Below are 13,342 nucleotides of genomic sequence, written 5' to 3' on the forward strand. Positions count from 1 at the left end.
ATGTTTTATTGTATGCCGTCAACATCCAATTGTTGAATTTGTTCTGTTGAGTCGGTAACATTATTTTGCTGCATCATATATTTTTCACAGTCTAATTCTATAGAGAGATTCGATGGTTTTTTAAATTCACCTTTTGATACAGCTAATTCTTCATCTGCATATACCTTTTTCATAAACTTCTCCCAAATTGGCATTGCCATTCTTGCTCCTTGTCCTAATCCAATGTTTCGAAAGTGTATACTTCTTTCATCTCCACCAACCCAGGCACCAGCCGCCAAATCTTTTGTAACCCCAACAAACCAACCATCAGAATAATTTTGAGTAGTTCCTGTTTTGGCTCCTATTTCATTATCTTCTCTCAATTCTCTGTCAAGGCCTAAAGCTGTACCACCTGATATTTCTGTAGAACCCTTTAACATATGCAACATCGCATAAGCCGTTTCAGAACTTAATGCTTCACCCGTTTTAGGCACAAATTGTTTCAATACTTTACCATTTTTATCTTCTATTCTTTCTATATAAAATGGTTTGGTATAGAAGCCTTCATTTACGAATGTGCTATAGGCTCCAATTAATTCATAAATAGAAACATCAGATGTTCCCAAACATAAAGATGGAACTGCGGCTAAAGGACTTTCTACCCCCAATCTTTTAGCATAATCAACTACCGTTTGTGGACCAATTTTGCTCATTACGTATGCTGTACCTGAATTTAGAGATCGTGCCATAGCTTGTCGAAGAGTCATTGTATCACCCGTAAATTTTCCACTAGAATTAGAAGGAGTCCAAGTCGGAGGGTCTCCAGGCACTTCGAAGGTTACAGGAACATCCTCAATCTGATAACAAGGTGAATACCCATTGTCAATAGCTGCAGCATAAACCAGTGGTTTAAAAGTAGATCCAGGCTGCCTTCTACCCTGCTTCACGTGATCATACTTGAAATATTTATAGTTAATTCCTCCAACCCATGCTTTAATATGACCATTATTGGGATTCATAGCCATAAATCCAGCATGAAGAAATTGTTTAAAGTATCGGATAGAGTCCATTGTACTTAGTACCGTGTCTTTTTCACCTTCCCAACTGAATACTTTCATTGGTTTTGGCTCTCTTAATTTTTCAAAAATTTTCTCTTCATCATCTCCAAATTCCTTTTTCCAGTATTTATAAGCATCTGTTCTTCTAGCTTCATTTTCAACAAAGTTTTTAATTTCCCTTCCTGATTCATCTCTCCAAGGCGCTTTACCTTTCCAGTGTTCGTCAAAAAGTTCTTGTTGATATTTCATATGTTCCTCCACAGCTTCTTCTGCATATTTTTGCATTCTGCTATCTATGGTAGTATAAATTCTCAAACCATCCTCATATAGGTCATAGCCATTGGCTTTGGTCCATGCTAGTAAATCCCATAGAACCTCACCTCTAAAATAAGTACCAAGGCCATCATTATGGTTTTTCACATCATAATCTAATTCAATTGGTTTGGAAGAAAGTGAGTCATAGGCTGCATCATCTATATAGCCATATTTTCTCATCTGATTCATCACCGTATTTCTTCTTTGAAAGGAATTTTCAGGTTCATAAACAGGGCTGTATAAATTAGGATTCTTACAAAGACCAACTAATACTGCAGCTTCAGGTATTTTTAGTTTATCAGGTGTTGTATTAAAAAAAGTTTGGGAGGCAGTTTTAATACCAAATGCATTACTACCAAATTCAAAGGTGTTGAGATACATAGCAATAATTTCTTTTTTGGTATATGACCTTTCAAGTTTCACTGCTACTAACCATTCTTTCATTTTAGCTATCACTAAACCCAAAACAGGTATATCATTCAAGCTTCCATTAGATAAATCGCTTCTAGTCCGAAACAATATTTTTGCCAATTGTTGAGAAATTGTACTTCCACCTCCAGCGCTTTTATCAAACATCAAAATGGATTTGAAAAAAACTCTTCCAAGTCCATATAAATCTATTCCTGAATGCTCTGTAAATCGAATATCTTCTGTTGCAATTAGTGCATTCACTACATTAGGAGAAAGCTCGTCAAAAGTAATTTGGCTTCGGTTATATCGATAATACTTCCCCATTTCCACATTATCTGCAAAATAGAGGACAGAAGATAAATCACTTTTAGGGTTTTCTAATGATTTTAAGCCAGGAAGTTCACCATACCACCCGTTTAGATTGATACTTATGCTATAAATAAATAAGGAGAAACTAATTATAGCTATAATAAAAATAGCCCATAGCGCAATTATCGCTTTATATATTTTTGATTTTTTCATATTATTTTGTGTACTCATAAATTGAAGATAAAATCTTATATTCTTTTCAAGGGGTTACCTTATAGTTTATATTAAAGAAATCTGTATAGCTATCGACCACCTTTGCTTGATAAAAGATTTGAAAGTTATCTTTTGAGATTATAAAATTACTAAAATTTAAACTACTGAAATTTTTTAGTGGAGATAAATCACCATTAAATTTTTTATAGAATGCTTCAGCTGAGCTTTTCCCCTCAAACTCACTAAGAAGCACCATGGAATAATCATCATTAAAAACGAGATTTCCTGCATTTAATTCCTGATCAGGAAAGAATTTTTCTGCAAAGGCTTCAATTTCTTGAGGTAATACTCCTGATAATGCTTTGTTTTTTTCATAAACTACCACAAAATAATGAGCTTGATCAAAAAACGGGATATATTTAATTTTTTCTCTTTCTTGCTGCTTTTTATCTAATTGGTCGATGGCAGCTAATAAGGATTTTGCAAAATCATATAATTCGCTTTCAGGATAGTCCTCTAAAAAATTTTGAAGCTTAAACCTATAAGTATTTTTGCCGTCTGTTATGCCGGCAATTAAAGTCTCTAAAAGTTTTAGATTATCTTCATAATCATTTTCAGGGTAATTGTTGAGACCTTCATTTATTTCTTTTGTAGCTTCTTTATAATTTTCATTTTGATATAATCGGTAGGCTTTTTCATAAATGACTTTAACTTTTGCACTTGCCAGATTACTCTCTTCCTGATAATTTGGATTTTCTATTAGCTTAGCAAAAATAGTATCTGGGAATTTTTTTAGTAACTCATCAGCAAAATTGGAAGCTTTTTCAGGTTCTTTATTTTCATAATAAATATAGAGTAAGTATAGAATTTCAGCTCTATATTCAGTTTCAGGATAACGCGCTAAAAGCGTTTCATATGTTTTTACGGCATCATTCTTTTCTTTAATATCGAAGTTATAGATATTGCCTAGCTTATAATAGGCAACTTCCATTTCTTCATTTAAGCGTTGTTGTTCTTCCTGTTCAAATGGGATGGAATTGTAAAAATCTTGCCTTTCCTGAGCAATTAATTCTTCTTCAGATATTTCACTCTTACTAATTTGTTCTTCTTTCGCTATTTCGCCACCATCCTCAGTTGAGCTATTGTCTTCAAAAATTTGATTTCGTTTGATTCTCCAATTATCTTGTAATGATCTATCGCCCCATGTTCTTTTAAAAGTATTTCTTCCTTGCGCTACTGTGGATTGGTCATAAAAATAAAATCCTCCTCCAGGTGCGGTATTAGTTTGTAAGGAAGGCTCATCTTCAAAGGCACTTTGTTTGGTGTTGGCTGCTTGATTTCTTTCAGCTCTTTTTCGTTTCTTTTCTTCCTCTTTTTCTTTTGAAATCCTATCGTTTCTTAAAGTTAAGAAGACTTCATTTAAAGAGCTACTATCCATTTTAGCCAGATTAAGCAAAGAATCATTATCATGAATAGTATTAAATTGTTTGATGAAATCCGATAGTACCTCATGACGAGTCTCCACTTGTGGATAGATGCTTTCATCTTTAGGCATGATGTTATATGCACTATCATAATAAGCTTTTGCCAATGGATATTTTTTAAGCTTATCAAAATACAAAAGTCCAAGCTTGTGATAGGAGAATGATTTTTGTCTAGGATTGTCAATGCTTTCCGCTATGGAAGATTTGTAAAAAGGAATTGCTTCATCAATATTATCTTGCTTCAATTCGAATTCAGCCATTTCATAATATATCTTATCTTTAAATTCTACATTTTTGCCATCTTTTAACAACTGCTCAAAATACTTTCTGATTTTCTTTACATCATCACCTTTTGATAGTTCAGTAACTTGAGCCATATTAAGACGGGCATAGAAAGACAGTTCGTAAGGAGGTCTGTTACTTAATACTTCATTGTAATTATCATAGGCTACGGCATCTAATTGCGATTTTTGGTAAAGCTGGCCTAAAATGAAGTGCATTTTTGCTTTTTCAGGTCCTTTTCGCATCAATTTAATAGCCGCACTTAAATATTTAATGATGTTATTAGGGTTATTTGTAATTTGATAATAGTGAGCCGCATTTAAATATAAAGCACGTTTATTTGATTTTGATAGCTTTTGCCTGTTTAAGTAATCAATAACAGCTAAAGCATTATTTAATTCTCCGTATTCAGTGAATGTTCTTATGAGATGAGTAAGGGCTAAATATTTTGTTTGTTCGTCTTTACTGTTGACATTAACATATTTTAAGGTTTCAATTGATTCCTCAAATTCTTGATTTAACATGCGGGCAATTCCAACTAAAATATAACTATCGTCAACCCATTTACTTACTTTATGTCTTTGTATTGCAATTGATGCTTTTTTAATGACATCCTCAACTTTTTCTGAGTTGGAGTTGACAATAACGGTATCAATTGGCTCTTTAATTTTCAAAACCCGATTAAAATTATTCTTATGAGCTTCTTCAATTTCTAGTAATACCTCTTGCAGTTTTTCGTTAGCAATAAAATATGCATTGTATTTGGCTGTAATATTATGATAGCTATAACCTATAATGCCAGAATTTTCTGGCGAACAGGCCGTAAAACTCAATAATAAGCCAAGAATCAGATTTCGATATTTTTTAATATTTATAATCACTGTAATTTTGAAACGACTAAAATAAGCGATTCATATAAGAAAAGTATTGAGAGTCGTTGATAATATGTATTTTTGCACCAAATAATAAAAAACAAAGTTGCGAATAAGAAAAACAATGTCCAATTGGCTTACCACAAGATATCAAATGGTGGTAAGAAACGAAGAAAACTTAGCTGAAGTATCTACCATTAATTTTACTTATGCAAAAGTAGCAGTTATTGGTCTATTAACTTTTGTTATCATATTTATTGGTGCATTATATTTATCTCAGTCCTTATTGTCCCAATGGTTTGATCCTAGGCATACAACCATGGAATATAATCAGAAGTTGTTATCCTTGACCATGGAAATGGATTCTTTAAAATCAAGATTGAGAGCTCAAGATCGATTTATTGGGAATGTACAAACTATTTTGAAAGGAGATGTTCCAGATGGAGAGACCTATCGTAAGCCTGATCAAGTTAATACAGAAGATTTAAATAAAGATATGAATCCTCAGCAAATGAATGCTGGAGACTCTATAATTAGACAAGAGTTTGAGGAACAAGATTTCAGTTTAACAAGTTATTCAAGTAATAATTATTCAGAGGAACTGAAGGATATATTCTTTTTTCCTCCTTTACAAGGAATTGTTAGCTCTCCATATGATATGAGTATTGATCATTATGGGATTGATATAGTTGCAAAAACTAATGAACCTGTAAAATCTATAGCGGACGGAACCGTTATATTATCATCATGGACACAAGACGGAGGTTATGTAATTGCAATTCAGCATAGGGCTAATTTAATATCAGTAATTAGACATAATTCTGCAATATTGAAAAAAGTTGGTAATTTTGTAAATGCAGGCGAGGTAATCTCCATAATTGGCAATTCTGGGGAACTTACTACAGGACCACATGTTCATTTAGAAATATGGTACAATGGTAATCCGGTAGATCCGGAAGAATTTATTACTTTTTAGGGAAATAGGAAAAGGAAACGGAAATGTTTAATAACAAGCAAGAAAAAATACAAATGGCACAAGATATCACAAGTTCCAGCAATACTATAGGAAAAGGAACTACTATTAACGGAGACATAGAGACTTTCGGGAATATTAGAATTGATGGAAAAGTAATCGGAAATATTAAAACTAAGTCAAAATTAGTTTTAGGCACTACTTCTCATATTGAAGGGAATGTGCTATCACAAAATGCTGAAATTGAAGGAGAAGTTAAAGGTGTAGTGGAGATAACAGAGTTGTTAATACTAAAGCCTTCTGCAGTTGTGCATGGTGACATAGTGGCCAATAAATTAATTGTAGAATCAGGGGCTACCTTCAATGGAGAATGTAAAATGGGCGTTTCTAATAAAACCATTCAAATAGGAGAGGAAAAGGCCAACAACGGACAGTCAAACCCAAAAATTGAAAAAGCAAAAGCCGTTTAATAGTTACCTAAAATACTCAGGTCTTGCCATTCAGATGGCTGTAACTATTTACCTGGGTAATTTATTAGGTAAATATATAGATAAAATTGCCGAAAGTGGTTCTGATATTTTCGCTAAAATCATAACGCTTTTGGCTGTTTTCCTTTCAATGTTTGTCATCATAAGGCAAGTGATTAAATCACAAGAATAAATTAATGCTTAAAAGATTAATAATCTCCACCCTCTTTTCTGTAGCTATTGCAACCGCAGTTCTTTTTACTCAAAAGTGGTATATTGACAGTGTAAATGAGGCATTGTCTTATTCAATCAATTCGATATATTTATTTCATTTTATTGCCTTCATAGCCATTATCTTTTCTATAGAGCTTTTGAGTAAGAAATTACCCGATCAGGTTGGCTATTTTTATTTAGCCAGTGTTTTTGTAAAGATTGGCCTTTTTGTACTGGTTTTTAAAGACACTCTTTTTTCTGATTCCCCCTTGAATTTTTTGGAAAGAATATCTATTATTATTCCTTTCTTTATGTTTTTAGTGATGGAAGCAATCTACAGTGGCAGGCTTATGAATGCAGTAGATAATGAATCAAATTCTAAGGGCTAAAAAACTTAATAAAAAAATTATGTTTATTAAGAAAATGATTACCTTTGCCCCCAAATTAAGGCTATCGTAAAAAGTAGAATGATCAATCCAACTATAATGAGAAACACTTTGTTGTTCGCACTTTTAATATCGCTTATCAACGTTAATTCGTTATTTGCGGTTGCAGGAGGTTCAGAAGAAGGTGGTCAAATAGACACCAAAGAGGAGATAAACGAGTATATTCAACACCACTTGCAAGATTCTCACGATTTTACTTTTTGGACAAATGGTAAAACTGGATCACATATAGGGTTTCATTTACCAGTTATTTTATGGTCCGATGGTTTGCATGTGTTCTCATCAGGGAAATTTGATTATGGGCATGAAGTAGCCGAATCAAATGGTAAATACTTCGCACTATATCACAGTAAGGTTTATGAAACCAATGCTGCTGGAGATATTGAGTTAGATGAAGAAGGTCATGCTACTAATGCTAAACCTTTAGATATCTCTATTACAAAAAATGTGGTTGGGATGTTACTTACCTCATTATTAATGTTCTTAGGATTTATTTCATTAGCCAAGGGTTACGATAAAAGATCAATCCCTAAAGGAATTGGACGAATTCTAGAGCCTTTAGTGATCTACGTGAGGGATGAAATTGCAAGACCAAACATTGGCCCTAAGTATGAGAAATTTATTCCTTATCTGCTTACTGTCTTCTTTTATATCTGGATATTAAACTTATTAGGATTAACGCCATTAGGTTTCAACGTCACAGGTAATATTGCGGTAACTGTAGGATTAGCATTGATTACTTTCTTTGTTACTCAGTTTAGTGGTAACAAAGATTATTGGAAGCATATTTTTTGGATGCCTGGTGTTCCGATCCCAATGAAAATTATTTTAATGCCAATTGAGGTGTTAGGAATGTTCACCAAGCCATTTGCATTATTAATTCGTTTGTTTGCGAACATTACAGCAGGTCACGTTGTAGTAATGAGTTTGATTGCGTTAATTATTACTATGCGATCACAGTTTGGTATAGTTGCTTCTTCAAGTATTTCTTTTGGATTAGCATTTTTTATCACTCTTATAGAATTATTAGTCGCTTTTCTTCAGGCCTATATCTTTACGATGCTTTCAGCATTGTTTATAGGGATGGCGGTAGAGGAGCATCATTAAAAAGTGTATTTTTGTTTAATTTAATATAAATCAACTATCATGTACAATTTAATTGGAGCAGGATTAATCGTAATCGGTGCTGGTATCGGACTAGGCCAAATTGGTGGAAAAGCAATGGAAGGTATTGCTAGACAACCTGAGGCTTCTGGTAAAATTCAAACCGCTATGATTATCATCGGTGCATTATTAGAAGGATTAGCATTTGGTGCTTTGATCCTTGCTGGATGATTTAATCCGAAAAGAAACAACGCTATTTGTATGCGCTAGGCTGCAAATAGCGTTTTTAAAAAATTTAAATTAATCAAATAAAGAAATGGAACAATTAATAAATGACTTTTCTCCGGGCTTGTTTTTCATGCAGCTCTTCATTTTCCTTGTTCTCTTGTTTTTATTATCGAAGTTTGCTTGGAAACCCATTCTAAACTCTTTGAAAGCAAGAGAAGGCAGCATTGCAGATGCATTGCAATCAGCTGAAAATGCTAAAGAAGAAATGGCAAAATTACAGGCTGACAATCAAAAATTATTGCAAGAAGCAAGATTGGAGAGAGATAAGCTTTTAAAAGAAGCAACTGACATTGCTAATAAAATAAAGGAAGAAGCTAAATCTGATGCTGCTAAGCAAGCAGATAGAATGATTTCTGATGCGAAAAATGCTATTGAAGTAGAGAAAAATGCTGCCTTGAAAGAGGTTACTACTAAAGTTGCGGAGTTATCATTGGACATTGCAGAGAAGCTAATTCGTAAAAACTTATCTGATGATAAAGCACAAAAAGCTTTAGCTGAAGATTTTATGAAAGATTTAAAACTCAATTAATCTGATCAAATGTCAGAATATAGAATTGCATCCCGGTATTCCAAATCCTTAATTGATCTTGCGGTTGAGAAAAATCAACTAGAAGATATCAAGTCAGATATGGAACTGTTATCTAAAGTCTGCAGGGAAAACAGAGAGTTTGTCCTTATGCTGAATAATCCGATTTTGGAGAGCGTGAAAAAGGCTGCTGTTATTAGAGCAGTATTCAAAGATAAAGTACAAGAAATGACTTCTTTGTTTTTTGATATAGTATCAAGAAAACACAGAGAGCCAGTTTTGCCTGAAATGGCAAAAGTTTTCAAGCAGCTTTATAATGAGCACAAAGGGATAATTACTGCTGAAGTAACTACTACATTCAAATTGGATGATAGTTTGCGTTCAGAAGTTATCAAAATTGTAAAAGAGATTTCCGGTAAGGAAGTTGAATTAAACGAAAAAGTTGATGCAGCTTTGATTGGTGGCTTTTTAATCCGCGTGGGTGATAAGCAAATTGATGAAACCATTCAAAGCAAACTAAATGATTTACGAAGGGAATTAACCTAGAATCAATATATCAAGCAGATTTAAAAAATTAATTAACCTATAATAACAGAATAATGGCAGAGGTTAGACCAGACGAGGTTTCAGCAATATTAAGAGAACAACTTTCGAACTTCAAAACAGAAGCGGAATTAGAAGAAGTTGGTACCGTCCTTCAAGTTGGTGATGGTGTGGCACGTATTTACGGCTTAACACAAGCACAATCAGGTGAGTTGTTAGAATTTGAAAACGGCTTACAAGCATTGGTTTTGAACTTGGAAGAGGATAATGTTGGAGCTGTATTGTTCGGTAGTTCCCAAGGAATTAAAGAAGGGGATGCTGTAAAAAGAACAGGAAAAATTGCTTCCATTAAAGTGGGTGATGGTATCGCAGGTAGAGTTGTGGATACATTAGGTCAACCAATTGATGGAAAAGGCCCTATCGAAGGCGAATTATTTGATATGCCTTTGGAGCGTAAAGCACCGGGTGTTATTTTCCGTGAGCCTGTAAGTGAGCCTTTGCAAACAGGTATTAAATCTATTGATGCGATGATTCCTGTAGGTAGGGGTCAGCGTGAGTTGATTATTGGTGACCGTCAGACAGGTAAAACTGCTGTGGCGATTGATGCCATCATCAACCAAAAAGAATTTTATGATGCTGGCGAGCCAGTTTATTGTATATATGTAGCCATCGGACAAAAAGCATCTACAGTAGCACAAATTGTGGCTGAGTTAGAAAAAGCAGGTGCAATGGCTTATACTACTATTGTTTCCGCTTCTGCATCTGATCCAGCTCCATTGCAGTTCTTTGCTCCTTTCGCAGGTGCTGCTATTGGTGAGTACTTCAGAGATACAGGTCGTCCTGGTTTAGTTGTTTATGATGATTTATCTAAACAAGCGGTTGCTTATCGTGAGGTTTCTCTGTTATTAAGAAGACCTCCAGGACGTGAAGCTTATCCTGGTGATGTATTCTACTTACACTCTCGTTTGTTAGAAAGAGCTGCAAAAGTAATCAATGATGATTCAATTGCTCAAGATATGAATGACTTGCCTCCTTCTTTGAAAGGAAAAGTAAAAGGTGGTGGTTCATTAACAGCACTTCCGATTATCGAAACACAAGCAGGTGACGTTTCAGCATATATCCCAACTAACGTAATCTCGATTACGGATGGTCAGATATTCTTGGAAACTAACTTATTTAACTCTGGTATCAGACCCGCAATTAACGTAGGTATTTCTGTATCTCGTGTGGGAGGTAATGCTCAGATTAAATCAATGAAAAAGGTATCAGGTACTTTGAAATTAGATCAAGCACAATTCCGTGAATTGGAGGCTTTTGCTAAGTTTGGTTCTGATTTAGATCCTGCTACTAAGAAAGTTATTGAAAGAGGTAAGCGTAACCAGGAAATCTTGAAGCAAGGTCAGTATTCTCCAGTTGCCGTTGAGCAACAAGTTGCTATCATTATTGCTTCTACAAAAGGATTTTTAGATAAAGTACCAGTTGATAAAGTACGTGCTTTTGAAAAGGAATTTGCTATGATGATGGAGAATCAAGAAAAAGAAACTCTTGATGCTTTCAAAGCAGGGAAAATCAATGATGATTTAATTGCAGTTGTGAAGAAAGTAGCTGACGATTTATCATCTAAATACTAAACATTTAGAGGAGCTTTTTAAAGCTCCTTTCTACATTTTATGATTAACATTTTTCCTTTTTAATAAAGGTTAAAATAGATATAAGGCTGTATGGCAAATCTAAAGGAAGTAAAAAATAGGATTAATTCAGTTGTTTCGACTCAACAAATCACTAAAGCCATGAAAATGGTGGCGGCTGCTAAGTTGAAGCGTGCACAGGACAGAATCACCATGATGCGTCCTTATTCACAGAAGTTATCTGCTATTTTACAAAATGTAAGTGGCAGCGGTGAGGAAATGAATAATCCTTATGCTAAAGAAAGAACAGTTGAGAAGGTTTTATTAATTTTGGTAACTTCTGATAAAGGCCTTTGTGGTGCTTTTAACAGTACGGTAACTCGTAAAGTTAAAAGTTTAATGGAAGGTGATTACAAATCAATTGCTGAAAATGGGAACTTACATTTCATGACAATTGGCAAAAAAGCAGCAGATTTCTTAAAAAGAAATAAGCTTCCTAATAATGCTGATTTCATTGATCTGTTTAATAGGTTGAACTATGAAGATGTTAGTGAAGCAGCTCAGTTTGTGATGGATGAATATGAAAAAGGAACTTATGATAAGGTAGAAATTATTTATAATGAGTTCAAAAATGCTGCTACTCAAATTTTAAATCAAGAACAGTTTTTGCCAATAGCTAAGGCTGAGAATGAAAGTGGAGCAGATACTGATCATGCTTATTCTTATGAGCCATCTAGAGATTATATTGAAAAAGAATTAATACCTACTTCATTAAAAACACAATTATTCAAGGCACTTTTAGATTCTAATGCATCAGAGCACGGTGCTAGAATGACCGCCATGGATAAAGCAACTGATAATGCTGGAGATCTATTAAAAGAATTGAGATTGACTTATAACAGAACTCGTCAAGCTGCAATTACAACTGAAATATTAGAAATTACAGCTGGAGCAGAAGCTTTAGCAGCGGAGTAATTTGACAGTAGTTTTTACAATTTTTAAAGAAAGCCGAAAGATTATTTTTTCGGCTTTTTTAATGCTTCCAATTTACTTCATGACTATCCCTAACTGCTCTCATAATATCGCGCTGGCTAATTTGACCAATTAATTTTCCTTCTTTTAAAACAGGAAATCTTCTAAAGCGCATTCTTAAGAACATATTGGCAACTTCGAAGATATTAGTCTCTGGATCAATATGGATCACATTTGTTGCCATATAGTCCTTTACTAAGCCTGGAAGCTTTGGAGAGTTATTATACTTCCCTTTTACGATTTCCTTTAGACAATCTCCTTCTGAAATTACCCCAATCAGATTATTGTGTTCATCTACTACAGGCCCACCTGAAATTTTCTTTTTCATTAAAATATCCATGGCCTCGTATATGGTTTGATGCTCATTAAAAGTAATGAGATTTGTAGCCATATAATCTTTTACTGATACACTGTTTGCTTCTTCTTGCTTTGTTTCCTTTTTGATGAATGCCCCTTGATAGCTTTTTACCATGATTGAAAATTAGTTTAGTGTTGTATAATATACACTTTTAATAATACAAATCAAATTTAAGTAGCTAAAAATCAGTATTTTGATTAAGTGCTTAAGGTAATTAGTCTGTCTTGAAATTCTAAAGATTTGAAAGCAAACGTCTCTTTAATCCAGGCAAAAGTGGATTCTTGAAAGATGAAAACATGAGTAGGGTCGTTTTTGTAATACCAATCATCAAAATTTATCTCTTCATTGAAAAGGTCAGTCATGATATAGAGTTTCCCGTTTGGTTTCAGTAAAGATTTTAGTTTTTCAAATTCTAATTGGGGATTATGAAAATGCTCAACTACCTCACAGCATGCAATGTAATCATACCTATCATTTAATAGCTCAGGTCTGAAATCAAAATAAGGATCGTAAGTTTCAATATTATATCCTTTTTCTCTTATTACTGCAGTTATAACAGGACCCGTTCCAGAGCCAAAATCTAAGCCATTATGCTCTTTATCAAAATCATTTAAAATACTATTCGTAATGGGAGAAACAAATTTTTGGTAACCGATATCATTAACATCATTATTATGTGCTTTATAGCGGTCAATTTCAAAGCTATCGTCTGGCAAGAATTGCTTTGATATAAATATTCCATTGCAATTTGGACATTGTAGATAATATTTTTCGTTGTTGAGATGGAAAATTGGGCTTAATTCATTGCACAACCTACAATTTTCTGTTTCATGCATCATTT

14 protein-coding genes are annotated in these 13,342 nt (G+C 33.8%); 10 read left to right on the forward strand and 4 right to left on the reverse strand.

Features of this window, described 5'->3' with window-relative positions; all coding sequences use genetic code 11:
- Window positions 1-5 precede the first annotated feature (5 nt).
- Both ABWH96_RS02300 and ABWH96_RS02305 read right to left on the reverse strand, forming a co-directional pair.
- Window positions 6-2,285 (reverse strand): transglycosylase domain-containing protein, encoded by a 2,280-nt coding sequence (locus ABWH96_RS02300; RefSeq protein WP_375579933.1) that lies wholly within the window; start codon window positions 2,283-2,285, stop codon window positions 6-8.
- A 46-nt stretch (window positions 2,286-2,331) separates the two neighbouring features.
- Entirely contained in the window at window positions 2,332-4,932 is a 2,601-nt protein-coding gene (locus tag ABWH96_RS02305; protein ID WP_375579934.1) for a tetratricopeptide repeat protein, read from the reverse strand.
- Window positions 4,933-5,047: 115 nt separating this feature from the next.
- On the opposite strand from ABWH96_RS02305, the gene ABWH96_RS02310 reads away from it, so the two are divergent.
- The 10 genes from ABWH96_RS02310 (at window position 5,048) to atpG (ending at window position 12,086) form a co-directional block, all read left to right on the forward strand.
- The gene (locus tag ABWH96_RS02310; RefSeq protein WP_375579935.1) at window positions 5,048-5,899 is read left to right on the forward strand and encodes a M23 family metallopeptidase; all 852 of its coding nucleotides are present in this window, start codon (window positions 5,048-5,050) and stop codon (window positions 5,897-5,899) included.
- A 23-nt stretch (window positions 5,900-5,922) separates the two neighbouring features.
- Entirely contained in the window at window positions 5,923-6,366 is a 444-nt protein-coding gene (locus tag ABWH96_RS02315; RefSeq protein ID WP_375579936.1) for a polymer-forming cytoskeletal protein, read from the forward strand.
- Window positions 6,344-6,556: an AtpZ/AtpI family protein gene (locus ABWH96_RS02320; RefSeq protein ID WP_375579937.1), complete on the forward strand. Its 213-nt coding sequence runs from the start codon at window positions 6,344-6,346 to the stop codon at window positions 6,554-6,556. Before ABWH96_RS02315 ends, ABWH96_RS02320 begins: the two co-directional genes overlap by 23 nt.
- A 4-nt stretch (window positions 6,557-6,560) precedes the next feature.
- Window positions 6,561-6,965 (forward strand): DUF6168 family protein, encoded by a 405-nt coding sequence (locus ABWH96_RS02325; RefSeq protein WP_375579938.1) that lies wholly within the window; start codon window positions 6,561-6,563, stop codon window positions 6,963-6,965.
- Window positions 6,966-7,061: 96 nt separating this feature from the next.
- On the forward strand, window positions 7,062-8,129 hold the full coding sequence (gene atpB / locus ABWH96_RS02330) for a F0F1 ATP synthase subunit A (RefSeq protein WP_375579939.1): 1,068 nt from the start codon (window positions 7,062-7,064) through the stop codon (window positions 8,127-8,129).
- A gap of 39 nt (window positions 8,130-8,168) precedes the next feature.
- On the forward strand, window positions 8,169-8,357 hold the full coding sequence (gene atpE, locus ABWH96_RS02335; RefSeq protein WP_085516136.1) for an ATP synthase F0 subunit C: 189 nt from the start codon (window positions 8,169-8,171) through the stop codon (window positions 8,355-8,357).
- Between the two features lie 85 nt (window positions 8,358-8,442).
- A complete protein-coding gene (locus ABWH96_RS02340; RefSeq protein ID WP_375579940.1) occupies window positions 8,443-8,943 on the forward strand; it encodes a F0F1 ATP synthase subunit B in 501 nt (166 codons plus the stop codon).
- A gap of 9 nt (window positions 8,944-8,952) precedes the next feature.
- The gene (gene atpH, locus ABWH96_RS02345; protein ID WP_375579941.1) at window positions 8,953-9,486 is read left to right on the forward strand and encodes an ATP synthase F1 subunit delta; all 534 of its coding nucleotides are present in this window, start codon (window positions 8,953-8,955) and stop codon (window positions 9,484-9,486) included.
- A 53-nt stretch (window positions 9,487-9,539) separates the two neighbouring features.
- Window positions 9,540-11,114 carry a F0F1 ATP synthase subunit alpha gene (gene atpA, locus ABWH96_RS02350; RefSeq protein WP_375579942.1) on the forward strand — a complete coding sequence of 525 codons (1,575 nt, stop codon included), beginning with the start codon at window positions 9,540-9,542 and terminating at the stop codon, window positions 11,112-11,114.
- A 90-nt stretch (window positions 11,115-11,204) separates the two neighbouring features.
- On the forward strand, window positions 11,205-12,086 hold the full coding sequence (atpG, locus tag ABWH96_RS02355) for an ATP synthase F1 subunit gamma (RefSeq protein WP_375579943.1): 882 nt from the start codon (window positions 11,205-11,207) through the stop codon (window positions 12,084-12,086).
- A 58-nt stretch (window positions 12,087-12,144) separates the two neighbouring features.
- Here atpG and ABWH96_RS02360 read toward each other — a convergent pair whose 3' ends face one another.
- Both ABWH96_RS02360 and ABWH96_RS02365 read right to left on the reverse strand, forming a co-directional pair.
- A complete protein-coding gene (locus ABWH96_RS02360; RefSeq protein ID WP_375579944.1) occupies window positions 12,145-12,615 on the reverse strand; it encodes a CBS domain-containing protein in 471 nt (156 codons plus the stop codon).
- Between the two features lie 83 nt (window positions 12,616-12,698).
- Window positions 12,699-13,340: a class I SAM-dependent methyltransferase gene (locus ABWH96_RS02365; protein WP_375579945.1), complete on the reverse strand. Its 642-nt coding sequence runs from the start codon at window positions 13,338-13,340 to the stop codon at window positions 12,699-12,701.
- Between the last annotated feature and the right edge of the window lie 2 nt (window positions 13,341-13,342).

The sequence above is a fragment of the Marivirga tractuosa genome (assembly GCF_042140215.1).
GTDB classification, from domain to species: domain Bacteria; phylum Bacteroidota; class Bacteroidia; order Cytophagales; family Cyclobacteriaceae; genus Marivirga; species Marivirga tractuosa_A.